The organism is Lysinibacillus irui (genome assembly GCF_028877475.1).
Taxonomy (GTDB): domain Bacteria; phylum Bacillota; class Bacilli; order Bacillales_A; family Planococcaceae; genus Lysinibacillus; species Lysinibacillus irui.
Genome location: NZ_CP113527.1, coordinates 3,170,113 through 3,195,522, shown reverse-complemented (window position 1 = coordinate 3,195,522; position 25,410 = coordinate 3,170,113). Strand labels below are relative to the sequence as shown.

27 protein-coding genes, 1 tRNA gene, 1 riboswitch and 1 other annotated feature are annotated in these 25,410 nt (G+C 37.4%); of the genes, 25 read left to right on the top strand and 3 right to left on the bottom strand.

The genetic code is table 11. The features are described from left to right. Positions 1–106 precede the first annotated feature (106 nt). The 6 genes from OU989_RS16115 to OU989_RS16090 all read left to right on the top strand — a co-directional run bounded on the left by OU989_RS16115 (position 107) and on the right by OU989_RS16090 (position 7,649). Entirely contained in the window at positions 107–880 is a 774-nt protein-coding gene (locus OU989_RS16115; protein WP_274794022.1) for an electron transfer flavoprotein subunit beta/FixA family protein, read from the top strand. A 50-nt stretch (positions 881–930) separates the two neighbouring features. After that, on the top strand, positions 931–1,908 hold the full coding sequence (locus tag OU989_RS16110; RefSeq protein ID WP_274794021.1) for an electron transfer flavoprotein subunit alpha/FixB family protein: 978 nt from the start codon (positions 931–933) through the stop codon (positions 1,906–1,908). Positions 1,909–2,045: 137 nt separating this feature from the next. Then, positions 2,046–2,280: a binding site (T-box leader), on the top strand. An 83-nt stretch (positions 2,281–2,363) separates the two neighbouring features. Continuing rightward, a complete protein-coding gene (locus OU989_RS16105; RefSeq protein WP_396631780.1) occupies positions 2,364–3,683 on the top strand; it encodes an amino acid permease in 1,320 nt (439 codons plus the stop codon). A gap of 118 nt (positions 3,684–3,801) precedes the next feature. After that, positions 3,802–4,113, top strand: a complete 312-nt coding sequence (trxA, locus tag OU989_RS16100) for a thioredoxin (protein WP_274794019.1) — start codon at positions 3,802–3,804, stop codon at positions 4,111–4,113. Positions 4,114–4,213: 100 nt separating this feature from the next. Further along, positions 4,214–6,004: an excinuclease ABC subunit UvrC gene (gene uvrC, locus OU989_RS16095; protein WP_274794018.1), complete on the top strand. Its 1,791-nt coding sequence runs from the start codon at positions 4,214–4,216 to the stop codon at positions 6,002–6,004. A 105-nt stretch (positions 6,005–6,109) separates the two neighbouring features. Beyond that, a riboswitch (Lysine riboswitch) is annotated at positions 6,110–6,288 on the top strand. Between the two features lie 134 nt (positions 6,289–6,422). Further along, the gene (locus tag OU989_RS16090) at positions 6,423–7,649 is read left to right on the top strand and encodes an aspartate kinase (RefSeq protein WP_274794017.1); all 1,227 of its coding nucleotides are present in this window, start codon (positions 6,423–6,425) and stop codon (positions 7,647–7,649) included. A 90-nt stretch (positions 7,650–7,739) separates the two neighbouring features. Here OU989_RS16090 and OU989_RS16085 read toward each other — a convergent pair whose 3' ends face one another. Continuing rightward, positions 7,740–8,174, bottom strand: coding sequence for a YslB family protein (locus OU989_RS16085; protein WP_274794016.1), 435 nt, complete (start codon positions 8,172–8,174; stop codon positions 7,740–7,742). A gap of 272 nt (positions 8,175–8,446) precedes the next feature. On the opposite strand from OU989_RS16085, the gene OU989_RS16080 reads away from it, so the two are divergent. The 13 genes from OU989_RS16080 (at position 8,447) to OU989_RS16020 (ending at position 18,796) form a co-directional block, all read left to right on the top strand. Beyond that, positions 8,447–9,055, top strand: a complete 609-nt coding sequence (locus tag OU989_RS16080) for a succinate dehydrogenase cytochrome b558 subunit (RefSeq protein ID WP_274794015.1) — start codon at positions 8,447–8,449, stop codon at positions 9,053–9,055. A 65-nt stretch (positions 9,056–9,120) separates the two neighbouring features. Continuing rightward, positions 9,121–10,875 carry a succinate dehydrogenase flavoprotein subunit gene (sdhA, locus tag OU989_RS16075; protein WP_274794014.1) on the top strand — a complete coding sequence of 585 codons (1,755 nt, stop codon included), beginning with the start codon at positions 9,121–9,123 and terminating at the stop codon, positions 10,873–10,875. 5 nt (positions 10,876–10,880) lie between these two features. Continuing rightward, positions 10,881–11,660, top strand: coding sequence for a succinate dehydrogenase iron-sulfur subunit (gene sdhB, locus OU989_RS16070; RefSeq protein ID WP_016991544.1), 780 nt, complete (start codon positions 10,881–10,883; stop codon positions 11,658–11,660). A gap of 260 nt (positions 11,661–11,920) precedes the next feature. Then, positions 11,921–12,385, top strand: coding sequence for an acyl-CoA thioesterase (locus tag OU989_RS16065; RefSeq protein ID WP_274794013.1), 465 nt, complete (start codon positions 11,921–11,923; stop codon positions 12,383–12,385). A 266-nt stretch (positions 12,386–12,651) separates the two neighbouring features. Next, positions 12,652–12,873, top strand: coding sequence for a helix-turn-helix domain-containing protein (locus OU989_RS16060; RefSeq protein WP_004226437.1), 222 nt, complete (start codon positions 12,652–12,654; stop codon positions 12,871–12,873). A gap of 74 nt (positions 12,874–12,947) precedes the next feature. After that, positions 12,948–13,400 (top strand): MarR family winged helix-turn-helix transcriptional regulator, encoded by a 453-nt coding sequence (locus OU989_RS16055; RefSeq protein ID WP_016991542.1) that lies wholly within the window; start codon positions 12,948–12,950, stop codon positions 13,398–13,400. A 10-nt stretch (positions 13,401–13,410) separates the two neighbouring features. Beyond that, positions 13,411–14,208, top strand: coding sequence for a glutamate racemase (gene racE, locus OU989_RS16050; protein WP_274794012.1), 798 nt, complete (start codon positions 13,411–13,413; stop codon positions 14,206–14,208). A 132-nt stretch (positions 14,209–14,340) separates the two neighbouring features. After that, complete coding sequence (gene rph, locus OU989_RS16045; RefSeq protein WP_274794011.1) at positions 14,341–15,090, top strand: ribonuclease PH; 750 nt, start codon at positions 14,341–14,343, stop codon at positions 15,088–15,090. A 1-nt stretch (position 15,091) separates the two neighbouring features. After that, the gene (locus OU989_RS16040; protein ID WP_274794010.1) at positions 15,092–15,685 is read left to right on the top strand and encodes an XTP/dITP diphosphatase; all 594 of its coding nucleotides are present in this window, start codon (positions 15,092–15,094) and stop codon (positions 15,683–15,685) included. A gap of 12 nt (positions 15,686–15,697) precedes the next feature. Next, the gene (locus OU989_RS16035) at positions 15,698–16,201 is read left to right on the top strand and encodes a metallophosphoesterase (RefSeq protein WP_274794009.1); all 504 of its coding nucleotides are present in this window, start codon (positions 15,698–15,700) and stop codon (positions 16,199–16,201) included. A gap of 133 nt (positions 16,202–16,334) precedes the next feature. Further along, positions 16,335–17,795 carry a protein adenylyltransferase SelO gene (locus OU989_RS16030; protein WP_274794008.1) on the top strand — a complete coding sequence of 487 codons (1,461 nt, stop codon included), beginning with the start codon at positions 16,335–16,337 and terminating at the stop codon, positions 17,793–17,795. Positions 17,796–17,888: 93 nt separating this feature from the next. Further along, on the top strand, positions 17,889–18,059 hold the full coding sequence (locus tag OU989_RS16025; RefSeq protein ID WP_274794007.1) for a DUF2639 domain-containing protein: 171 nt from the start codon (positions 17,889–17,891) through the stop codon (positions 18,057–18,059). 59 nt (positions 18,060–18,118) lie between these two features. Then, on the top strand, positions 18,119–18,796 hold the full coding sequence (locus OU989_RS16020; RefSeq protein ID WP_274794006.1) for a YqjF family protein: 678 nt from the start codon (positions 18,119–18,121) through the stop codon (positions 18,794–18,796). Here OU989_RS16020 and OU989_RS16015 read toward each other — a convergent pair whose 3' ends face one another. Together OU989_RS16015 and OU989_RS16010 are read right to left on the bottom strand one after the other, a co-directional pair. Next, a complete protein-coding gene (locus tag OU989_RS16015; RefSeq protein ID WP_274794005.1) occupies positions 18,797–19,447 on the bottom strand; it encodes a hypothetical protein in 651 nt (216 codons plus the stop codon). Between the two features lie 89 nt (positions 19,448–19,536). Beyond that, entirely contained in the window at positions 19,537–20,283 is a 747-nt protein-coding gene (locus OU989_RS16010; RefSeq protein WP_274794004.1) for an SDR family NAD(P)-dependent oxidoreductase, read from the bottom strand. Between the two features lie 220 nt (positions 20,284–20,503). Between OU989_RS16010 and OU989_RS16005 the strand changes: the two genes are divergently transcribed. The 6 genes from OU989_RS16005 to OU989_RS15980 all read left to right on the top strand — a co-directional run bounded on the left by OU989_RS16005 (position 20,504) and on the right by OU989_RS15980 (position 25,405). Further along, a tRNA-Arg gene (locus OU989_RS16005) sits at positions 20,504–20,577 on the top strand. A gap of 525 nt (positions 20,578–21,102) precedes the next feature. After that, complete coding sequence (locus OU989_RS16000) at positions 21,103–21,276, top strand: thiazolylpeptide-type bacteriocin (protein WP_100795898.1); 174 nt, start codon at positions 21,103–21,105, stop codon at positions 21,274–21,276. A 79-nt stretch (positions 21,277–21,355) separates the two neighbouring features. Further along, positions 21,356–21,529, top strand: a complete 174-nt coding sequence (locus OU989_RS15995) for a thiazolylpeptide-type bacteriocin (protein ID WP_100795899.1) — start codon at positions 21,356–21,358, stop codon at positions 21,527–21,529. Positions 21,530–21,606: 77 nt separating this feature from the next. Further along, on the top strand, positions 21,607–21,780 hold the full coding sequence (locus OU989_RS15990) for a thiazolylpeptide-type bacteriocin (RefSeq protein WP_312507378.1): 174 nt from the start codon (positions 21,607–21,609) through the stop codon (positions 21,778–21,780). 141 nt (positions 21,781–21,921) lie between these two features. After that, positions 21,922–22,959, top strand: a complete 1,038-nt coding sequence (locus OU989_RS15985; RefSeq protein WP_274794001.1) for a hypothetical protein — start codon at positions 21,922–21,924, stop codon at positions 22,957–22,959. Next, positions 22,928–25,405 (top strand): lanthionine biosynthesis protein, encoded by a 2,478-nt coding sequence (locus tag OU989_RS15980; RefSeq protein WP_274794000.1) that lies wholly within the window; start codon positions 22,928–22,930, stop codon positions 25,403–25,405. Before OU989_RS15985 ends, OU989_RS15980 begins: the two co-directional genes overlap by 32 nt. The last annotated feature ends 5 nt before the right edge of the window (positions 25,406–25,410 follow it).

Genomic DNA, 25,410 nt, shown 5'->3' with positions numbered 1-25,410 from the left:
CAAATGTCGATAGCACAAAGATGTTATCGGCGTTATCGAAACTGAAAATATATAATATTTATAAGTTTACTTAGAATTATAAAAACGTTCCAGGAGGTATGGATATATGAATATTTTTGCATTAATTAAACGTACGTTTGATACAGAAGAAAAAATCGTTGTGTCGGGTGGCAAAATCCAAGAGGATGGCGCGGAATTCATTATCAACCCTTATGATGAATATGCCATTGAAGAGGCAATTCAAGTGCGTGATGCTGCTGGTGGCAAAGTAACAGTTGTCACAATTGGTGGCGAGGATGCAGAGAAGCAATTACGTACAGCGCTTGCTATGGGAGCTGACGAAGCCGTATTAATTAATACCGAAGATGATTTAGATGAATTAGACCAAAATGCTGCTGCTTATCTCTTAGCTGAATACTTAAAAGATAAAGATGCGGATTTAATTTTAACTGGAAATGTTGCAATTGATGGTGGTTCTGGTCAAGTTGGTCCACGCGTTGCAGATTTACTGGATATTAATTATGTAACGACGATTACAAAACTAGAAATTGACGGAACATCTGCGAAAATTGTTCGTGATATCGAAGGAGATTCAGAAGTCATTGAAACTTCTTTACCATTATTAGTAACAGCTCAGCAAGGTTTAAATGAGCCACGTTATCCATCATTACCAGGTATTATGAAAGCGAAAAAGAAACCGCTTGCAGAACTTGAGTTAGATGATTTAGATATCGATGAAGATGATGTAGAAGTGAAGATTGAAACAGTAGACATCTTCTTACCAGCTCAAAAGGCAGCTGGCCGCGTTCTTGAAGGTGACCTTTCTGCACAAGTAAAAGAACTAGTAAATCTACTTCACACAGAAGCAAAAGTTGTTTAATTATTTGATGATGTTAATCGAATCTTAAAGGGTAACGGAGGGAATATTCTATGTCAAAAAAAGTATTAGTGTTAAGTGAAGTTCGTGAAGGAAGCTTACGTAATGTTTCTTTTGAAGCAATTGCAGCTGCAAAACAAATCGCAGATGGTGGCGAGGTTGTTGGAGTACTTTTAGGGGATGCTGTAGCAGGTTTAACAGGTCCATTATTTGAATATGGTGCTGACCGTGTGGTAACAGTGGAACACCCACATTTAAAGCAATATACATCTGATGGTTATAGTCAGGCATTATTAGCTGTTATTGAGCAAGAAAAACCAGCTGGCATTGTCTTCGGGCATACAGCAAATGGTAAAGATTTATCTCCAAAAATCGCTAGTAAATTACAAGCAGGTCTAGTATCCGATGTCACTTCTATTGAGGGTGCCGGTGATGATGTTCTATTCATCCGACCAATTTACTCTGGTAAGGCTTTTGAAAAAGTGAAAGTTAAAGAGGGCGTTGTTTTAGCTTCCATTCGTCCAAATAATATTACACCATTAGAAAAAGTCGAAGGAAAAACAGGCGATGTTTCTGCTATCACTGTAGATATTACAAACCTACGCACAATAATCAAAGAAGTAGTTCGTAAATCTTCAGAAGGTGTAGATCTTTCAGAAGCGAAAGTTGTTGTTGCAGGTGGTCGTGGTGTGAAGTCTGAAGAAGGTTTCGAGCCATTAAAAGAGCTAGCAGATTTACTAGGCGGTGCAGTTGGAGCATCACGTGGTGCATGTGACGCTGAGTACTGTGACTATTCACTTCAAATCGGTCAAACAGGGAAGGTAGTTACACCTGACCTTTATATTGCGGCGGGTATTTCTGGTGCCATTCAACATTTAGCAGGAATGTCAAATTCTAAAGTAATTGTTGCCATCAATAAAGATCCAGAAGCAAATATTTTCAAAGTAGCGGATTACGGTATCGTTGGTGATTTGTTTGAAGTTATTCCGCTTTTAATTGAAGAATTTAAAGCATTAAAAGTGAACGCATAAAGTGTTAAGCAGGGAGGGAAGATCCTTCCTGCTTTTTATAATGGGCGAAAGAAATAATTAGTGTTTGAAAATTATTGCAAAATAAAATATTGACATAATTAACGATAGCTATTATAGTGGTTGATACATTAATGATTTGAAACGCAAAGATTAGGAGTAGTAAAAGCTCATTATTCGGTGAAGAGAGCTGCGGGATGGTGCAACGCAGTCCAATAAGGCTTTGAACTTGCCTAGGAGTGGTAAGATAGATAGAATTATCTGATTATTCTATTTGTTTGACGATTAACCTTCGTTACAAGGTTTTAAGCTGGGTTCTATAAAGAACCAATTAGAGTGGTACCGCGGTTTGCTAAATGGCATATCGTCTCTTCTTTTATGAAAGAAGAGACGATATGCTTTTTTGATTTTTAGGAGGTAAGAAAGTGGAAAAAAACAGTCAACAATTAACAAGAACAATGACCTCACGTCACATCACAATGATGGCTCTAGGTGGGGCAATTGGGGCAGGGTTATTCAAAGGTAGTAGTGCTGCTATCGATATGGCAGGGCCGTCAGTGCTCATTGCGTATTTATTAGGGGGCATCATTTTATTATTTGTTATGCAAGGCCTCGCAGAAATGGCCGTTCGAAATAAAGAAGCCAGAACGTTTAGAGATTTAGTTCAATCGGTGTTAGGAAAATACCCAGCTTATTTCCTCGATTGGATCTATTGGAAAATGTGGGTTTTAAATATCGCAGCGGAGTCTGTCGTTGCGGCAATTTTTATTCAATATTGGTTGCCAGAATACCCCATCTGGATACTTGCCTTGTCAGTTTCAGTTTTAGTGACAGCCATTAATTTATTGTCCGTAAAAATATTTGCTGAAACCGAATACTGGCTAGCCTTAATTAAAATAACGGTTATTATTGTGTTCATTATAGCGGGACTTATCTTATTACTAGTTTCGTTTGGACATCATACAGCTGTAGGTTTTTCTAATTTAACGGAGCACGGAGGGTTTTTCCCTAATGGTTCAATGGGTTTAATTGCTGCCATGTTGGTGGTTATTTATTCTTATGGGGGAACCGAAATCATTGGGATTACATTAGCAGAAACGAAGAATCCAGAAAAAGTTGTACCAAAAGCTGTTCGCAGTACACTAGTACGTATTGTTACGTTCTATCTGCTACCTTTCTTTATTATTGTCAGCTTAATACCTTGGAATAATGTAAACGGGGTACCTGAAAGTCCATTTGTAATGGTATTTAAAATGATCGGCATTCCTGGTGCAGATCATATTATGAACGCTGTCGTTTTACTTGCCATTATTTCCTCCATGAATTCAGGACTCTATGGTTCATCTCGTGTGCTGTATACCCAAGCTGTAGACGGGCGTGTACCTAAAATCTTTGGCTATTTATCTAAACGTAAAGTGCCAGTATATGCTATTTTAATGTGTACAGTGGCCATGTATTTAGGTGTAATCTTATCTCTATATGCTGGGAGCAAGACCTTTGATTTCTTAATGGGATCTCTTGGTTATACGGTGTTATTCATTTGGTTAATTATTGCGATTGCCCATTTGAAATCACGAAAAAAACAAGCGGAAAATACAAGTGCCTATGAAGTGAAATGGTTCCCTTATACAACATGGATCGCTATAATTGCGTTAAGTGCCATTTTAATTGGGATTATTTTCACAACTTCCATTATCATCACAGGCATTACGTTAGGCATTTATCTCTTTATTACATTATCCTATGTATTGAAAGGCCGTTATCAAGAAAATGAATAGTCAATCTTACGTTTTTCGACATCGTTTTTCATAAAAAATACATTGTAGGCAGATTGTTCGCTCAAGTGAATTTATCCATGCTATACTACAATCATAGTAAGCTTAAGGAGGATTTCAAATGGCAATTGTACATGCAACGGATGCTACGTTCCAAAACGATATTAAAGAAGGGTTAGTACTAGTAGACTTTTGGGCTGCTTGGTGTGGACCTTGTAAAATGATTGGGCCAGTTCTTGAAGAAATGGACGCTGCTGGTAGTGCAGCTAAAATTGTAAAAGTTGACGTAGACAATAACCAAGGTACTGCAGCTGAGTATCAAATTATGTCTATCCCATCTTTACTATTATTTAAAGATGGAGAATTAGTTGACAAAACTGTAGGCTTCCAACCTAAAGAAGCTTTAGAAGCATTTATCGCAAAACATGCGTAATAAATGAAGTTTATAAAAGCCGAGCCATCAATTGATGTGTTCGGCTTTTTTTCGTTATATAATATGGAGAGGAAATTCTACTTAGGGGGGCAGGTAGGTAATGAACGATTTAATTAAGCGTAAACTGGATATTTTACCCGATCAGCCTGGCTGCTATTTGATGAAAGATCGACAGGGGACAATTATTTATGTCGGTAAAGCGAAAGTACTGAAAAATCGTGTGCGTTCTTACTTTACAGGTACACATGAGGGGAAAACGCAAAGACTTGTAAGTGAAATAGAAGATTTTGAGTATATCGTGACATCATCCAATATTGAAGCACTTATTTTAGAGCTGAATCTCATTAAATTACATGATCCAAAATACAATGTCATGCTAACGGATGATAAGACATATCCATATTTAAAAATTACCAACGAAAAACATCCGCGTCTTATTACAACACGAAAGGTTAAAAAGGATAAGGCTAAATATTTTGGTCCCTATCCTAATGCATATGCGGCAAGTGAAACGAAAAAGCTATTAGATCGATTATATCCGCTACGCAAATGTGTACAATTACCTTCAAAAGTTTGTTTGTACTATCATATGGGTCAATGCTTGGCTCCCTGTGTAAAGGAAATTGATGGTCAAACTTATCAAGAAATGATTGAGGATATGACAAAGTTTTTAAATGGTGGTGTTGAGGCAGTTAAAAAGGAGCTGGAAGCTAAAATGCTTGCAGCTGCTGAAAATTTGGAATTTGAACGTGCGAAGGAGTTCCGAGACCAAATTGCACACATTGATACAGTTATGCAAAAACAAAAAATTGTATCAAGTGATACAACAAACCGCGATGTATTTGGCTATGCTGTTGAAAAAGGATGGATGTGTGTACAAGTATTTTTTGTCCGACAAGGTAAATTAATAGAACGTGATGTCTCCATTTTCCCGATCTATCAAGATGCTGAAGAAGAATTTTTAACATTTGTTGGGCGTTTCTATGAGAAACCTGAGCATATTAAGCCAAAAGAAGTTTTTATTCCACAAGCCATTGATGCAGCCATTTTAACGGAATTATTAGATATCAAAGTACTCACACCAAAACGAGGACAGAAAAAGGAATTGGTAGATTTAGCGACCAAAAATGCTGAAATAGCTGTGGCAGCTAAATTCCAGCTGATTGAACGACAAGAAGAACGTACAATTGGTGCTTGTGAGGCTCTTGGTGAGGCAATGGGTATAACGACGCCATTACGAATCGAAGCTTTTGATAATAGTCATATGCATGGCACGGATGCCGTCTCTGCTATGGTTGTTTTCATTGATGGAAAGCCTGCAAGAAAGGAATATCGTAAATACAAAACGCGTTCAGCAGCCAAGCATGATGATTATGGCGCTATGCAGGAGGTCATCCGTCGTCGTTATACGAGGGTTTTAAAAGAGGGTTTACCATTACCAGATTTAGTCCTCATTGATGGAGGAAAAGGGCAAATGGAAGTAGCTCGTGAAGTATTAGAAGATGAACTAGGGCTTGTTATACCAATTGCGGGTTTAGCAAAGGATGACAAGCATAATACATCGCAGCTATTGTTTGGTGATCCGCCAGAAGTGATCGCCTTAAAGCGTACAAGTGATGGTTTTTATTTGTTACAACGAATTCAAGATGAAGTCCATCGCTTTGCTATTACGTTCTTGCGTCAACAGCATGAGAAGCATGCTATTCAATCTGTCCTTGATCAAATCGAAGGGATAGGACCTAAACGTAAGCAACAGTTGCTTAAACATTTTGGGTCAGTCAAAAAAATTCGAGAGGCGAGCGAACTAGCTTTACAGGAGGCTGGTATGCCTGCTAAGTTAGCAAGCCAAATTTACTCCTATTTTCAGCAAGAATCGTTGTCAAAGGAATAGACATGTGCTAAGGTTGTAAATAACATTGTTGTTCAATGTTAAACAGCCCTTTGGATGGCTAGTTAGTGGACGCCAGGGCTAATAAATTTAATACTTCACTTTTAAGGTGATGATAGAGGTGCAAGATTCAAGAATAGCACAATGGAGGATGAACAAGTCCAGAGACATTGTGTGAAAGGGGAGCTTGCCGAAGTACAGCATTGTTGTTTCCTTTGTTGTACTGGTTTTGCATTTAAGAAATGTAAGACTGTCGATTCTAAACGTTTCGGAGAGCTATCACACATGCGCAAGTTACGATTATTGTACATGTTATAAGCAGCTTTCACGTTATGTGGAAGTTGCTTTTTTAGTTTTCTAGAGACTGTTTTTACACTTCGAAGTTAAGTGAAATACGCAGACTGGAAAGGGGAACAAAAAAATGGCTAGAATTGTGATGAAGTTTGGAGGAGCTACATTAGCATCAACGGGCCACATCCAAGAAATGGCTCGAAAAGCTATTGCTGAGAAGGATAAAGGGTTTGATGTAGTAGTGGTAGTAGCGGCAATGGGACAAACTGCAAAAGACGTAAAGATGATGGTGAAGCGTTTCACTGACGATGTGTCAAAGCGAGAATTAGCTGCAGTGATGTCCACATGTACTCAATTATCTAGCTCTTTATTTGCTATTGCATTACAAGAAGCAGGCTATAAGGCAGTGTCATTAACTGGATGGCAGGCAGGTATTCATACGGATCGTATGTATCGACATGCACGTATAGACAATTTAGATGTCCATCGTATTGAAGAACATTTTGAACAAGGCCAAATTGTAGTCATTGCTGGAGAACAGGGTGTTGACGACGATTATAATATAACAACTCTTGGAAAGGGTGGAGCGGAAACAACAGCTGTAGCTCTTGCCATAGGTTTAGAGGCAGAGAGAGTTGATATATATAGCAATGTGGATGGTGTTTATACAGCCGATCCACGCTATGTTACAAATGCCCAAAAGCTACAGGAAATTTCTTACGATGAAATGTTGGAACTATCCAATTTAGGTTCACATGTTATACATCCACGGGCAGTAGAGTTAGCGAAGAAGTTTCAATTACCAGTTATCATCCGCTCTAGTTCAGTAGAGTCGGTAGGTACTTTATTGAAGGAGGAAGTGGAAATGGAGAAAAATTTAGTAGTTCGCGGTGTAGCTTTTGAAGCAGATATTATTCGGTTAACAGTTGGGTATGATGCCTATAGCGAAGGTTCATTAGCCGATATGTTTACCACCCTAGCAGAAAATCGGATCAATGTAGATATTATTGTTCAAGCGATTATTGATGGATTAAAGCCGACTGTATCTTTTTCCATTTTAAAAGAGGAATTTGCGGAAGCATTGCGGGTTCTAGAAGATAGCAAAGTATCACTTGGCTTTAGCTTTGCTGACTTCGAAATAGGGTTAGCGAAAGTTTCCATTATTGGTTCAGGTATGGCGTCTAATCCTGGTGTTGCTGCCCGTATGTTTGATCGATTACGCCATGAAAACATTCCCGTAAAAATGGTTAGCACATCTGAAATAAAAGTATCAGTTGTCGTACCACAGGATGATATGATCCGTGCAGCAAATGCATTACATGATGAATTTAATTTAGAGCAAGCACTTTATATATAATAATAGAAGAAACAGCATTTTATGTAATTGTTCGAAATGATAGGAAGAAAAAAGGATTGTCATCCCATATAAGGGAGGCAATCCTTTTCATTACTCTGTAGGGATGGTATTCATAATACGTTCCTTAACATCCCATTTGACTGTAAACATGACATGGTGTTGCTTTTCTCGTTTTTCTTCATAGCATTCTGTAAGATAGCCTTTAGCTAATTGAATTTGTTCAGCTATAAATCCCGCCTCAAGTCTAAAGCTACGTTGTTTGATTTGTAATATTTCTGGGTCATTAGTCAATTCGAAAATGCGACCATCCTTTGATTCTTTTAATAACGCTAATGTACCCCAACAGGCATCTGCGAAAAATGCGATAAGTTCGTCTTGACTTTTACATGGAAACTTACGTGCAAGCTCTTTACCTGCCCAATAAAGGACATCATCTTCATGTTTACCAAGTATAGAAGATAGAATATGATCGCGAATGATCTCATAACCAAATGATGAGATTGTAGGAGATGGAGTGTTTAACATTGTTATCCTTCTTTCTTAGAATATTCTTAAAATTTGGCGGTAATAAAGTAATGATAGATTTTTCGAGAAAAAACGACGCATCATGTACTATATTAGTTCTTTAATAAGCTCTATGAAAAACTCCGAGTTGCCTTGACGCTCGTAGCTCTTGAGAGTACAATAAACATGTCATAATATTGTACCATGATGAAATACACAGTCAATGAAGTATCATTTACAAAATGATGACTTCTTTTGTTGTGCTATTTTAAGTACTAAGGGGGGTAACAGTCTTGTCGAAAGATCGAGAGTTTTTATGGCGTCGCTTACATTCTCTACTTGGGATCATTCCAGTAGGTCTGTTTTTAACGATGCACCTGTTCATTAACTTTACAGCAACAGGCGGGGCAGAAAGTTACAACGATGCTACCGCAGTAATGGAAAAGATTCCATTCCTTATCCTAGTTGAATGGATTGTCATCTATATTCCATTAATGTTCCACGCATTCTATGGTGTTTACATTGCATTCACTGCTACACCAAACACAGGACGTTTCAGCACGTACCGTAACTGGATGTTCTCTTTACAACGTTTCACTGGTGTATTCCTAGTGATTTTCATTGCATGGCATATTTTCCAAACTCGTATTCAAAAAGCACTTGGCACACACGTTGATTACGACATGATGGCAAATATCGTGAATAATCCATTCATGCTTGGATTCTACATTGTTGGTATTTTATCAGCAACTTTCCACTTATCTAACGGTTTATGGGCATTCCTAGTAAGCTGGGGTATTACACAATCTCCTCAGTCTCAAAAGATTGCTACTTACGTAACAAACATTATTTTCGTAATTCTAAGTGTAGTTGGTGTGGCTGCTATTTTAGCTTTCGTTTAATTCCATAGAAGCTAGGATAGACACATGCAATCATTGCAATTTTTTAAGAGGAGTGAGAAATAATCATGGCGAAAAGCAAAATAATTGTTGTCGGCGGTGGTCTTGCCGGTCTGATGGCAACGATTAAAGCAGCTGAAGTTGGTACTGAAGTTGATTTATTCTCATTAGTTCCTGTAAAACGCTCACACTCTGTTTGTGCGCAAGGCGGAATTAATGGTGCGGTAAATACAAAAGGTGAAGGGGATTCTCCATGGATCCACTTTGATGATACAGTATATGGTGGGGACTTCTTAGCGAACCAACCACCAGTTAAAGGTATGTGTGATGCAGCACCTGGCATTATTCACTTAATGGACCGTATGGGTGTTATGTTCAACCGTACACCAGAAGGACTTTTAGACTTCCGTCGTTTTGGTGGTACACTACACCACCGTACAGCTTTCTCTGGTGCTACAACTGGACAACAATTACTATACGCACTTGACGAGCAAGTTCGTTCACACGAAGTAGCTGGTTTAGTAAATAAATATGAGCACTGGGAATTCCTTGGTGTTATTATCGACGAAGACGGCGTTTGCCGTGGTATCGTAGCGCAAGATATGCGCACAGAAGAAATTAAATCATTCCGTGCAGACGCTGTTATTATGGCGACTGGTGGCCCTGGTATTATCTTCGGTAAAACAACAAACTCTGTTATTAATACAGGTTCTGCTGCTTCTATCGTATACCAACAAGGTGCTTCTTATGCGAATGGTGAGTTCATTCAAATTCACCCAACAGCGATTCCTGGAGATGACAAAAACCGTCTAATGTCAGAATCTGCTCGTGGTGAAGGTGGTCGTATTTGGACTTATAAAGACGGTAAACCTTGGTACTTCTTAGAAGAAAAATACCCAGCTTATGGTAACTTAGTACCACGTGATATTGCAACACGTGAAATTTTCGACGTTTGTGTAAACCAAAAACTTGGTATCAACGGCGAAAACATGGTATATCTAGATCTTTCTCATAAAGATCCACATGAATTGGACGTTAAACTTGGTGGTATCATCGAAATCTACGAAAAATTCGTAGGGGATGACCCACGTAAATTACCAATGAAAATCTTCCCAGCTGTTCACTATTCAATGGGTGGATTATGGGTTGACTATAACCAAATGACTGAAATTCCTGGTCTATTTGCAGCAGGTGAATGTGATTACTCACAACACGGTGCAAACCGTCTTGGCGCAAACTCATTACTATCTGCTATCTACGGTGGTATGGTTGCAGGACCAAACGCAGTAGATTATGTAAAACATCTTAAAAAGCATGCTGAAGATCTTCCACAAGACCTTTATGATGCTCGCGTAAAAGAAGAACAAGCTAAATGGGAAGCTATCATGAAAATGGATGGCACAGAAAACGCTTACTTACTTCACAAAGAGCTTGGTGAAATGATGACTGCTACAATGACTGTAGTACGTTACAATGATCAGCTTGAAGAAACACTGAAAAAACTTGATGAGCTAACTGAGCGTTGGAATAATATCAACATTAACGATACGCAAAAATGGAGTAACCAAGGTGCACACTTCACACGTCAACTTAAGAATATGATAGTTCTTGCGAAAGTAATGACAAAAGGTGCATTATTACGTAATGAATCACGTGGAGCACACTATAAACCTGATTTCCCTAACCGTGATGATGAGAACTTCTTAAAGACAACAATGGCGAAGTTTGACCCAACTACTGGTAACCCAATTATCACGTACCAAGAAGTCGACGTTTCTTTAATCCCACCACGTAAACGTGACTACTCTGCGAAAGGAGACTAAAAGTTATGCAAATCGCAGCTAATACTGGAAGAATGGTTAAAGTGGAAATCTTACGTCAAGATACACAAGGCGGCAATAGCTACTGGCAAAAATTCCAAGTACCTTACCGTCATGGTATGAACGTAATTTCAATTTTAATGGAAATTCAAAAAAACCCTGTTACTGAAAATGGTGAAAGCACAACGCCAGTAACTTGGGATATGAACTGTTTAGAAGAAGTTTGTGGTGCATGTTCAATGGTAATTAATGGACGTCCACGTCAATCATGTTCAACGCTTGTTGACCAATTGACAGAGCCAATTAAACTTGAGCCAATGAAAACATTCCCTGTTATTCGTGACTTACAAGTTGACCGTGAACGTATGTTCAATGCACTTAAAAAAGTTAAAGCATGGGTACCAATCGATGGTACTTATGATTTAGGTGAAGGTCCACGTATGCCAGAAGGTAAACGTCAATGGGCTTATGAATTATCTAAATGTATGACTTGTGGTGTATGTATGGAAGCATGTCCAAACGTGTCTGAAAAAGCTTCATTCATCGGACCAGCTCCATTATCACAAGTACGTCTTTTCAATACTCACCCAACAGGTGCAATGATTAAAGATGAACGTTTAAATGCTATTATGGGTGATGGCGGCCTTGCAAACTGTGGTAACTCTCAAAACTGTGTTGCTGCATGTCCAAAAGGTATTCCTTTAACAACATCTATCGCTTCACTTAACCGTGCAACTACAGTGCAAATGTTCCGTAACTTCTTCGGTTCTGATCACTACGTAGACTAATATCGGATAAGCGGGCTTTCAAACTCCCTTACACTTTTGTGTGAGGGAGTTTTTTATATTTATAGAAACCAATCTAATGAAGTAATGGGTAGCAATATTTGCAATAAAAATAGGTAAATAGTGAATTTTTCTATGCTAATAAAGCAATTTCTTTTATAATGAATATTGATTCATTTACTATTTGCCATGATTAATAAAAGTGCAAATGCATTACTCGACTTAAAATAGGAGTGGCAAACAATGAAAAGGGGATGTGTAACATGAAGGCAAAATATATTGAAAATTTACAAGAGTGGCAAAAGGATTTTTCCTTTTATAGTGAGGTACATGTACGTTTTTCGGAAACGGATATGTACGGGCATATGAACAATACCGTTAGCTTTACATATTTTGAGCAAGCAAGAATTGATTATTTTCGTCATTTAGGTATTTTAATGCCTTCAGCAGTGGATGAAGGTGTAAAAGCTATACCGATAGTAGCTGATTTACAATGTGATTATGTAAAACAAGTTTTCTTTGATGATGTTCTACGAATTTACACAAAGATAGCGAATGTCGGGAATTCTTCAATGGACATTCATTATCTAGCAAAAAATCAGAAGAATGAAATATGCTTTACAGGTCGCGGAACAATTGTGCAAATGGATCCTCGAACAGGCAAGAGTGTGCCGATTTCAGAGGAGGAGAGAGCTCATTTAATTAGTCTAGCAATTATTTCTCAGTAAAAAGTGTAAATAGTGAGGAGTGTAGTCATCTTGTTCAATTTCGTGATAGCTGTTTGCGAGTAAACCGCTAACCAAACTACATTGGCAATCATCTCGACGCTTAATTGTGGTGAGATATGGACCCAATAAACAGAAAACGAACGTATGTGTCGAAGCAATTTCCGAAATTTTTAAAGAAAACATGTAATAATCATGCAAATAGCCGTCACCGCTTCAAGCCCCTTAACATAAGTTACAATACGTGCGGGGGAGGAGGGTGTAACTGAATGAATGGCTCTCATCATCGTTCTCTTTTAACAAACCGAGAACGTGAAATATTTGCGCTTTTATTAGCTGAAAAAACAACGAGAGATATTGCAGAGCAGCTTGGTATTAGTGAAAAAACAGTGCGGAATCACATTTCCAATACAATTCAAAAGCTAGGTGTAACGAATCGATCTCAGGCGTTAATTGAGCTGTTACGCTTGGAAGAATTTAAATTAGACTAATGGACACTTGCTATTTCGTGAAAAAAACGACAAAATAGAACTATTCAACGTATTTTTAGGAGTGAAATAGTTATATGTCGGATGAAGTAACAAAGCACTCACCTGAAACCGTTGCAACGGTTGAAAAGGAATTACGCTATATAGCGGCCATCGTGAAGCAAAAGGGAAGAGAGATTGTTTCCGATTATGCGATCACGCCGCCACAATTTGTTGCATTACAGTGGTTAGAAGAGCTTGGTGATATTACAATTGGCGAATTATCAAACCGTTTATATTTAGCTTTTAGTACGACAACCGATTTAGTGGACCGTATGGAGAAAAATGAATTAGTCAAGCGTGTGCGTGATGAAAATGATCGCCGTGTCGTTGTCGTTCATCTTCTCGAAAAAGGCGAACGTATTATTCAAGAAGTTATTGAAAAAAGACAGCAATATTTGCAAGAGATGCTTGTTGGTTTTAATGAACAAGAAGTCGCGCAATTATCAAGCTATTTAGAAAAACTACATGTACACATGAAACAGGATTGAGGCGGAAAGTATGAATGCCCCGATAGGCGTTATTGACTCAGGAGTAGGCGGTTTAACCGTAGCAAAAGAAATTATGAAGCGATTGCCAAATGAAACGATCTATTATATTGGCGATACAGCAAGATGTCCGTATGGTCCAAGAAGTCGTCAGGAAGTACGGAATTTTACATGGCAAATGGCAAAAGCACTTGAAAAAATGAATATTAAGATGCTTGTTATTGCTTGTAATACAGCGACTGCAGTAGCACTCGAAAGTTTACAAAGAAATATGCCTTTTCCGGTACTAGGTGTTATAAATGCTGGCGCACGTGCAGCTGTAAAGAAAACGAAGCGACATGAAGTCGTTGTGCTTGCAACAGAAGGAACAATAAAAAGTGGGGCGTATGAAGAAGCCTTATTGTCACTTAATACGTCAACTCATATTATTCCACTAGCTTGTCCAACATTCGTACCACTTGTAGAAAGTGGCGAATACAAAGGTGACTTTGCTAATCAACTGATAGCGGAAGGCTTAAAGCCGTTGAAAAATCAACAATTCGATACGGTTATTTTAGGATGTACACATTATCCTATCCTACAAAAACAAATTGAAGCTGTTGTCGGAGAAGATGTTAATGTACTCTCTTCTGCGGAAGAAACAGCAAAGGATGTTCAAGAAATGTTAGCGTATAACGGCACTTTAGCAAACGCAAATACGGTGCCTGCTCATAAATTTTTTGCAACCGGTTCTGTTCCAATTTTCCGTTCGATTGCTGAGAATTGGCTAGGGCAAGGTACTCTTGACATAAAACGTATGACATTAAAATAAAAAATCAGCTTAGCAACTGGCTAGGCTGATTTTTGCCGTTTTCAGCATCATACATAAGCCGACGAGTACTTTTTTGATGAAACAAATTATGATAAGATGAGTGCGCGAAAGCTTTTAGGAGGAACGAAATATATGACAAGATTCGATGGAAGAAATGCAGACGGGCTACGACCGATAAAAATGGATAGTGAGTATCTTTTACATCCAGAAGGCTCCGTATTGATTCAAGTGGGAAACACAAAAGTAATTTGCACAGCTACAATTGAAGACAAAGTACCTGGCTTTTTACGTGGGCAAGGAAAAGGATGGATTACTGCTGAGTATTCAATGCTCCCTCGTGCAACAGCTCAACGTACACCTCGTGAATCTTCTCGTGGGAAAGTCAATGGACGTACGATGGAAATTCAGCGCTTAATTGGGCGTTCATTGCGTGCTGTAGTGGATTTAGAAGCATTGGGAGAACGTACAGTATGGATTGACTGTGATGTCATTCAAGCAGATGGAGGCACTCGTACAGCATCCATTACAGGTGCATTTGTTGCCATGACACAAGCTATTGCTAAATTTGCTGAAGAAAAGCCATTCGAGAAATTCCCAGTAACAGACTTTTTAGCAGCAACTAGTGTAGGTATCGTAGAAGAGCAGGGTGCCATTTTAGATTTAAATTATGTTGAAGATGTAGCTGCTGCTGTTGATATGAACATTGTGATGACAGGTGCAGGGCGATTTGTTGAATTACAGGGAACTGGCGAAGAAGCAACCTTTTCCCGTGAAGAACTGAATGAATTGTTAGCGTTAGGTGAAAAGGGCATTCAGCAATTAGTAGAGCTCCAAAAAACAACACTTGGTGAACTAGCAAACAAGGTTGGAGGGAATCAATAATATGAAACAAGTAGTAATCGCAACGAAAAATAAAGGAAAAGCAAAGGATTTCGAAGCATTATTTGGACCACTTGGTTATGAAGTAGTAACAATGTTTGAAGTGGCACCAGAAATGGAAATAGAAGAAACAGGGACAACGTTTGAAGAAAATGCAATCTTAAAAGCAGAAGCCTTAGCAAAAGAGCTTGGTACGATTGTGATTGCTGATGATAGTGGTTTAGCAGTAGATGCTTTAAATGGTGAACCAGGCGTGTATTCTGCTCGCTATGCTGGCGATCATGATGATGAAGCAAACATGATAAAACTATTAGAAAATTTACAAGGGGTCGAAGATGATAAACGTACAGCACGTTTTTGCTGCTGCATTGCTATAGCAGGTCCCGAATTTGCAACAACAACGGTCTTTGGTACATGTGAAGGTGTCATTGCACATGAAAAACGTGGAACGAACGGGTTTGGTTATGATCCTATCTTTTTCGTACCAAGCTTAAACCGTATGATGGCAGAGCTTTCTCCAGAAGAAAAAGGAGCAATTTCTCATCGTGGCAATGCCATTCGCAAGTTAAAGGAGCAATTACCGAATCTTATAAAATAAGAGGTGATATCCATGAAAATACTTGTTATGAGTGATACACATGGTGACAGCCAAGTCATTGAAAGAGTAAAGGGTTTTTATCCAGAAATAGACACTGTGATTCATTGTGGAGATAGTGAACTTCCTTTCGCGCATGAGTCATTAGCGGGAATGATAAAAGTACGTGGGAACTGTGATCATGAGAAGGCTTATCCAGAAGAAGAAATTTTCATGAATAATGACGTAAGGATTTTTATCACCCATGGTCATTTGTTCAATGTGAAAAATTCCATTCTTTCATTATCCTATCGGGCTAAAGAGCTAGATGCACAAATTGTGTGCTTTGGTCATTCCCATATCCTCGGTGCTGAAATGATAGATGATATTTTATTTTTAAATCCTGGAAGCTTATTAAAACCACGTGGTCGCAAAGAGAAAAGCTTTGCTATTGTGGAAATAGAGGCTTCTACTTTTAAAGTGGCATTCTGGACTGACGATCACCAATGTATAGCTAGTCATACATTTCAAAGAAAATAAGAGGAAATGAATCCGCAAGACTTCCGAAGTTATTGCGGATTTTTATATTGACTATGAATAGTGGTAAAATTGTCTATGAATGAAAGATGATGAAATAGAAAAAATAAACTCAAAAGGAACCAAAGGAGACATCATGAAAAAGACAATTGGCTGGCATTTTGATAATAGTTATGTTCGACTACCAAGTATTTTTTATTCCGACATTTCATTAAATCCTGTACGTTCACCAAAACTGGTGTTGCTTAATGAAGCAGTAGCAACATCACTTGGCCTAGACATTGAAGCTTTACAAGATGAGGAGGCAGTAGCCATTTTGGCTGGTAGTAAAATCCCAGAAGGTGGCGAACCAATTGCGCAGGCTTATGCAGGACATCAATTCGGTCATTTTAATATGCTAGGTGACGGTCGGGCGCTGCTATATGGTGAACAAATAACCCCCCATAATGAACGCTATGATATCGCATTAAAAGGTTCCGGTAGAACACCTTATTCTCGTGGTGGTGATGGAAGAGCTGCATTGGGTCCAATGTTAAGGGAGTATATTATAAGTGAGGCGATGTACGCGTTAGGAATTCCTACTTCCCGCTGTTTAGCAGTCGTGACTACCGGTGAAACGATTATGCGTGAAACTGAATTGCCAGGTGCGATTGTCACACGAATTGCCAGTAGCCATTTGCGTGTAGGAACCTTTCAATTTGCCGCAAACTGGGGGACGGATGAGGAGCTTCAGCTCTTAGCTGATTATGCATTAGAGCGACATTTCCAAGCAGATTTAGGAGACCAAAATCGTTATCTTTATTTACTACAGGAAGTAATCAAAAAACAAGCGTCTCTTATAGCTAAGTGGCAATTAGTTGGCTTTATCCATGGTGTGATGAATACAGATAATATGACGATTAGTGGTGAAACGATTGATTATGGCCCTTGTGCGTTTATGGACACCTATGATCCAGCGACAGTATTTAGCTCAATTGATCATCAAGGTCGTTATGCTTATGGCAACCAGCCAAATATAGGTGGCTGGAATGTCACACGCTTGGCTGAAGCGTTACTCCCTTTAATTCATGAAGATCAGGAGGAAGCTATTCAACTGGCACAGGATGTTCTGCAACAATATCCCCAGCTGTATACTCAAAATTGGATGAAGGGGATGCGTGCTAAGCTAGGATTATTTACTGAAGAACAAGAGGATGCAGCATTAATTGAAGAACTTTTGCAGCTCATGCAACAATACAAAGCAGACTATACAAATACATTTATCGCGTTAACATTTGACCAGGTAAATGAATCTGAGTTATTTACTGCATCAGCTTTTAAAGAATGGTATCAAAAATGGCAAGCGCGATTAGAGAGGCAGCAGCAGACGAAAGAAATGTCACAACAAGTAATGCAACAGCATAATCCTGCTGTTATTCCACGCAATCACAGAGTAGAAGAGGCATTAGAAGCGGCAGTAGAACGAGGGGATTATAGTGTGATGAACAACTTATTAAAAGTCCTTGCGCAGCCCTACGCCCATACAAAAGAGCAACAGAACTATGCTTCACTGCCTGAATCGTGTAGTCAACCATATCGCACTTTTTGTGGCACTTAAAAAAGAGAGGATACCGCCTCTCTTTTTTTATTGCACAAAGGCACCCTCAAGAATTCAAGTGCATACCCTATGTATGAATAAAGATAAAGGAGAATGGGTTCGGTGCATCAATATTCAAAAGGTTGGTTTGTCAAAAAATTACGAGCACAGGGGATAATGGTACATCCCCAATACAAAAGTCATTTAGGTTTGTATAAAGAATCTGAATTACGTAATTTATATTATCGTTATGTTGAAATAGAATCTGCTGAGCAAGATAAATAGTTCGTTTGTTTGAATAACTCCTTTCTAGGAAAAACTAGTCGTTAGAAAGGAGTTTTATTATGTGGATGATGACACAAACATGGCAAGATGTATTATTCTTACATTGGCCTATATCTCCCCAAGAACTACAAAAATATATACCGAATGAGTTACAGCTCGATCTCTTTGAAGAGAATGCTTGGCTTAGTGCTGTCCTTTTTAAAGTTCATCGACATCGACTTCGCTTTCTACCGCCCATCCCTGGCATGAATAACTATTTACAGTTGAATGTCCGAACATATGTCAAGTATAACGGTAGGAAAGGAATCTATTTTTTTCATCTAGATGTGACTAATTATTTACTATCAAAGGTAACGGCAATCGGGAGCTTACCATATCGTTATTCACAATTAGTAGGCAAACAAATTGATCATCACTTTTCTTATACAAGCCATTACAAGGCATGTGATGAAAGATTAAAAGTTACTTTTACATTGGGGGATCATACAGCCACGAATTTTGATCACTGGATCGTAGAACGTTATCATTCATGGTCAAAATACAACAATAAACTGCTTCGTATTGATATCCACCACTCACCTTGGGAGTTGCAACGAGCCAGAGTAACCATTCAAAGCAATTCACTCGCTTCCTTTATGAAAAAAACTTTTCAACATATGGAGCCTATTGCCCATTATGCCAAGAACAAGGTGGCTAGAGTTTTCCCACCAGTAATGGAACATAAAAAGCTTACGTAATTAAAAGAGGTAACAAAATTGCATCACAATGGCGCTGGCAATCATATCAGACATCGCAAGTGCCTCTGCTTCAATTTCATCAAAAACCTCTACATCTGCTTGATAATCTTTTTGTATCATCGTCACCGCTTCATTTTTCGTTAAAGCTAAATGCGTATAAAACATTTTTTGTACAGCTTCTCTACTTAAATAAGGATTGATTGTATGCAAAAATATGGCAATATCATCTGCATTGCGATACCATTCTTTTTCTTTCACTTCCGCTGTTGAAGCATCTCCTTTAGCAGCTGCTGTTACTAATTGTGCAGCAATAAGTAAATGCTCCTTAATTAAGGCCGCATAGCGATCTGCTACAGAGTCACCGTAAAAGGGCCGTAGACAATTCCCTAAATCGGTTGCATTTCGTAGCAAACGCTGCTGCACAAAAGGTAAATCAGGTAAATTAAAGACAATGCTGATGATCGTCATCCGTGTCCAATTCACATGCTCCATCCAGAGTAAGCGATTCATGGCCATAAAATCTGCTTCGTTTTTACTGATACAACGACGATAATCATTGGAATTTAAAATGTGTCGAATCGGTGCCGTATATTGACCATAGGGACCTTGGTACAGCTGGCTTAAAGTAAAACCATTTGAATAGGGGTACAAGGCTTCACTCCTTCTTGTTTTTTCTCCTACAGTAGCATACTCCGCACAATCTCTAAGTATGAAGAACAAGAAAGTAAAGGAGATTATGATTACTCTTCGTAAATCATCTTTTTGGTCATACCACCATCAACGGTAATATTAATGCCTGTCACAAAATTATTCTGCGGATTGGTTAAATAGAGACAAGCCTGTGCGATATCCTCTGGTACACCAACCCTTCCCGACAAATGCTGCGCATGATCTATTGGACGAAGAGCTGCATAATCGCCCGTTTCAATCCAACCAGGCGAAATACAATTCACAGTAATCTGATCAGGCCCTAAAGATCGGGCTAAAGCATGGGTTAATGCCACAATTCCACCTTTTGTAGCCGCATAGGCTTCTGTATCAGGCTCAGACATTTCCGCTCGCGTCGAAGCCAATGAAACAATCGCACCACCCTTCGCATTGTGTCTCATCACCTTTGCTGCCTCTCTTGCACAAAAAAAGGTACTCGTTAAATTCGTATGCAAAAGATCACTCCACTCCTCAAACGTCACATCATAAGGAGATTTATGCTGAAACTTTCCAGCGTTATTAATTAAAATATGAATCGTCCCGTATTGCTCAACAGCTCGTTGCATTAAATGAACGATCTCCTCTTCCTTCGTCACATCCGTGTGAACAAATAATACAGAGTAGCCTTTAGCAAGCAGATCCTGTTCTAATTGTTGACCAAGCCCTTCATTTAAATCGGCAATCACTACTTTTGCTCCCTGTCGTGCATAGGCATGAACAATACCTTTCCCAATCCCCTGTGCACCACCTGTGACAATAACAACTGAATCCTTAAACATCAAACATACCTCCAAGTTTTTATCGCAAATAGTGTAGCAAAATTTTTTATATTCGTCCCTTTAGAAGGTGAAGAGATGGTATAATTGATACTATCACAGCATATGATAAAAAATATGAGGCAAACCTTGCCTACATAGTAAAATTAATGTTGACATTATGCTATAAAGTACATATAATAAATATTGTCCTTCCTATGGAATACATAAGAAACGACATCATGTCTCAGTAGCTCAGCTGGATAGAGCAACGGCCTTCTAAGCCGTCGGTCGGGGGTTCGAATCCCTCCTGGGACGTCAAAAGGTTCAGATAGAATAAGCTTGAACCAACTGAAAAGCGCTTCAAATCCTTTAATCTCAAGGGTTTGAAGCGCTTTTCTTTTTTTGAGAATATATTGGAAAAAGATAGAAAATGAAAAGTTTCTATACATTCTCATCGGAGTCAAACAATGTTCGGTTTAGGTTTATTAGCTCCAACGATAGTATAATTCATTCATCATTCTTAAAGAGAAACATACCGTCCCGCTTAAGAAAAATTCTTAAGCGGGTATTTTAATTTGAAACAATAATGTTTATATTGCTATCGTTCAGGACAAATGGAAGTCGGAATCATGAAACCATCAGTCTCTTCAAAACAGCTGAACTTATAAAACAAGTGAAGTCACATGGTATTTTGATGACAGTTAGGAAGGAAAATATAACACCTAAATCAGATACTTAGGACATTTAAGTATTGAGGAGCGGTTTGTATGAATGAAATGAAAAACTGTAGAAGTCTCGGGTTATGTTATGTATGTAGTAAAAATGAAAGGAGAAAAAAAGATGCCAAAAGAATTACGAGAAAAAGAACTGAATGCAAATGAATTTGATTTAGAAGTAGAATTATTAGATTTGGATGAAGTATCAGCCATTCCAGAAACAACAGCTAGCAGTGGCTCAACAAGCTGTTCGGCATCATCAACATGCGGCTCAACATCATGCTGCGGTTCATGTTAATAATCATCTAGAAGGCTAAGAGTCAGTTTTTGAAGGAAAAGATGTACAAAAAATTACTTTTGAACTGGAGGAACAAATGATGACAAAACCAATGAATGCTAAGGAAGTAAACACAAAAGAATTTGATTTAGAGGTAGAACTATTAGATTTGGATGAAGTGTCAGCCATTCCAGAAACAACAGCTAGCAGTGGCTCAACAAGCTGTTCGGCATCGTCAACATGTGGCTCCACATCATGCTGCGGTTCTTGTTAATAGTTATTGAAGGTCAAGAGTCAGTTTTGTAAAACAATATAAACAAAAAAATTACTATTCTATAGGAGGAACAAATGATGACAAAACCAATGAATACTAAGGAAGTAAATACAAAAGAATTCGATTTAGAAGTAGAACTATTAGATCTTGATGAAGTATCAGCGATTCCAGAGACAACAGCTAGCAGTGGCTCAACAAGCTGTTCAGCATCGTCTACATGCGGCTCAACATCGTGCTGTGGTTCTTGTTAATGACTTGACTATAATTATCAGGCGGTTGAAACAAAGAATTGTGACAACCGCCTGATTATACTAAAGAAGAGTGAAAAAATTAATTTTTCGAGTAGATTATTGCCTTTTAGAAAAATTACATAAAGGTAAGGATGTGTTGTTGTGTATCAAACCTGTATATATAACTATGACAGTACATTAGAACAATCATTGCTATCACTTATTGATGATATGTGGAAAGGTACTCCATATTTTGTTTCAAAAGGCTGGGAAGGCGGGCCACATATTCAGTTGATTACAAAAAATAAAATATTGGATTCTGAGTATACATCTTTGGAAAACAGAGTCGGCCGTCTCATTGAAGAAAACCCCTTAGACAAATCGTACATTGAAAAAGTAAAGAAAAAATATCATCAAAGTTTCCAATTGATTTCAAATTTGGAGAGTAAGAAAAATGAACGAGTGATTCGAGAACATGGTGAAATAGACATCTTTCCATATTCTTTTCATTTTCATAATGAAAGTATAACTAGCTTATATGTGGATGAACGATTCAGACATTACCAACTACTACTAGATACCAGAAAATATCTAGAAACGCAAAATGTAAGCATTGAGGAGCTATTCCCACTTATTTTTTCAAGGGTCTCAGATATTTATCATGAAGAAAATAACAATAAAGGTTACCTTTCATTTGTCTCGCATGTTCAAGGCTTCTTTGAGCTTTCAGCCAAGCAAAAGAAACCTTATACCGAAAAATCATTTGAGGCACTTTATTTAGAAAAACAAACGGGTTTTAAGGACTCTAAGCAAGCACATTCACAATTAATTAATAGATGGTTTGAGTATTTTTCGGAGTTTTATGGATGTTGTTTAAGCCAGATGGATGAATTAATAGATGATCACTATAAAGCGGAATTGGCTCGTACGATTGAGGAATTAGAGAAGAATTTTGAAAATGATTTTCATAGGAATTTTGTTGGCTATTCAAAAAGAAATAATTTTATGGAAAATCCCGAAGCAACGGCTTATCGATTTACTGTAAATTTGCTGTATTTAATACTCCCTTATTTTAATATTAGTGCTTTGAAGAAGCAAAAGTATATTTATATGGCGTACAGAGAAGTAGAAAAAAATAAAGGGAAGACTTGGAGGGAGGAGTTAAATCTTGACTATAACAGTTACTCAAAATCCATTTAGCGTTTATCGAGGAACCAATACCTCTGATCAGTGGTATTTTGAAATGCGAGATAAAGCAAAGGAAATTCATACATTTATAGACGATATTAACAAAATTCATGAAAAAATTGAAAGAGAGAAGGAAAATGTAGTTAGTCAAATCGAAGAAGAATTTTCTTTGCAAAAGGATCCAAAATTATTGAATTTGAAACGGGATGTTCATAATTTACGCAGTGTTCGTTTAAAGAAATACGAAGGACCCATTCTGTTGAGTCGTCTAGTAGAACTTTTAAATCAATTAGATTTATATCAAGAAATGCTGCAACAAAGTTATGAAGAGGCGGTAGTGAAATCAAGAGAGATTCTTCAGCGAGAAATAGCAAATGACCAATTGCAAAAGACAGTTTTATTTTTCAATCAAACAATTTATAAGAACATTGAAAAATACTTATCAAAACCTGTACAGACACATAATAAAAAAGAAAAAAAGTTGGATAATTTTATTATCAATTTGTTAATGCGTAGCTCAATGAAAACTAGTCCGTTTTCTTATCTTACTCAAACGGGCTCCTCTGGAAATCGATTTTTAATTAAAAAGAAAGCAAACATTGAATTGAACCATGCGTTACTTTTTAGAATATTTTTGGAAATCATTCGTTCGGATAAAGAAGCATTAGAAAAAATTCCAGTCCATGTTTCTAAATTTGGCCAAAGAGACTCCAAGATTTTCTATGTTACTCAAGAAAATGTTCCGCAATCTAAGAAAATATATGAAACAAGAGATAAGCTGGTTGAAATGGGAATTGCGGAAGAAGTAATTCAATTTCTAAAGAAAAATCAGGGTCAAACGATATTTTATAAAGACTTTGCTCAATTTCTTAGAGAAAATGAACTATATTCGGAACACGAGTTGGATGTATTTAAAAGACTTGTTTCCACAAAAATATTAGTTCAAAAAATTACAGTAAATGCTAAAAGAAATCTTGTTGAAGAAATGATTACCTATTTAAAAGAACAGGGCATATGTGAAGATCTATCACTCCAGCTTCAGTTTATGAATGAATTAAAAAAGAAGTTCGAGGAGGCAGGTACTAATGAGCGGTTAGTTCTTTGGAAAAAAATTGAGGATGTTATTAAAAATTTGAGTGAAAACATTCCGAATTTTGGTACAGAAATTCTTTATGAAGATATATTGTTTGATGCTCAAAATAATAAGAGCAGTCTTAAAGATATTGAAAATAAATTTTCTAATCATTTTTTTGAAGAAATTACAGCATTCTTACTGTTGTTTGATGTGAATATTCGTGTGCAATATGAAGTTGCTGCGCTTTATAAGAAATTATATGGGGATTCAGAAACCAGTTTATCTGACAGCAATTTATTAAACAACGTATTCTTTGAAAAATTGAGATACTTCTTCCCTTATTTCCAAGACATGGATTACCGCTATGATGAAGCAATTGCCCCTGAAATAAAGATTTTGGATGATCTTAGAGATGAATTCAAGGCATTCTTTTCTCAATACTTAGATGAAAATAACACTAAAGAAATAGATTTTCAAGAACTTATCAAACCATTTTCTAAAAAAATTCCTGAGTATATTAAATACGGCAATGAATTTAGTATGACGTTTTTTTATCAACTTTTTCAGGACAAAGTAATTTTAAACGATATTTATGATGGTCAGGAAAAATTTCTATCTAGATTTAAAGACTTTTTTGAGAATTTGAATGACGATTTACTATATCAAGAATATGTTCAAAAAAATTATTATGAGAAGAATTATTATGAAGTGACAGAGCTGTTTGGTTTTAATGGTGGAATTCATGATAGATATTATGATCAAAAATTGAATTTGGAATTTGGAAATCAGAGGTTTCATGATGTAGGGCATCCGAGTATATCTGAATTTTCCGTTAAATATGATGAGCAAACGAAAAAACTGAAAGTGCTTGATCATCAAAAGAAAGAAGCGAAGGTGGCCTACAAATCGTCATTAGTTCCAGTCTTTCTCCCAGGTGTTCTATCTGTATTACTACTTCTGTTTCAAAGCGGGAGAATTAATTTTGATATTAATTATTTCCTGAAAAAAAGAAGTGATATGCCAAGAATAATATTTGAAAATATTGTGATGTACAGAAAGAAGTGGAATTTAAAACTTGAAGACTTTGCAAATATAAACAAAGAGGCTTCAAATGAATTAGAGCTGTATTTACTTATTAATGACTATTTTTTAAATAAGCATTTACCTAAAACATTCTTTTTAAAGAAATACCGTAGGGGTGAAGAAATCTCTGCAATGAAGCCATTGTTTATTGATATCACAGTACCAATATTATTCAAACATTTTATTAATGAAATTATACATGAAGAAAATCAAGATCCTATGTTTTATATCGAAGAGGTGTTACCTGAATTTGAAAATAAGCTTAAAGAATATGTTGTTGAATATACGATTGACAATTAGGAGGG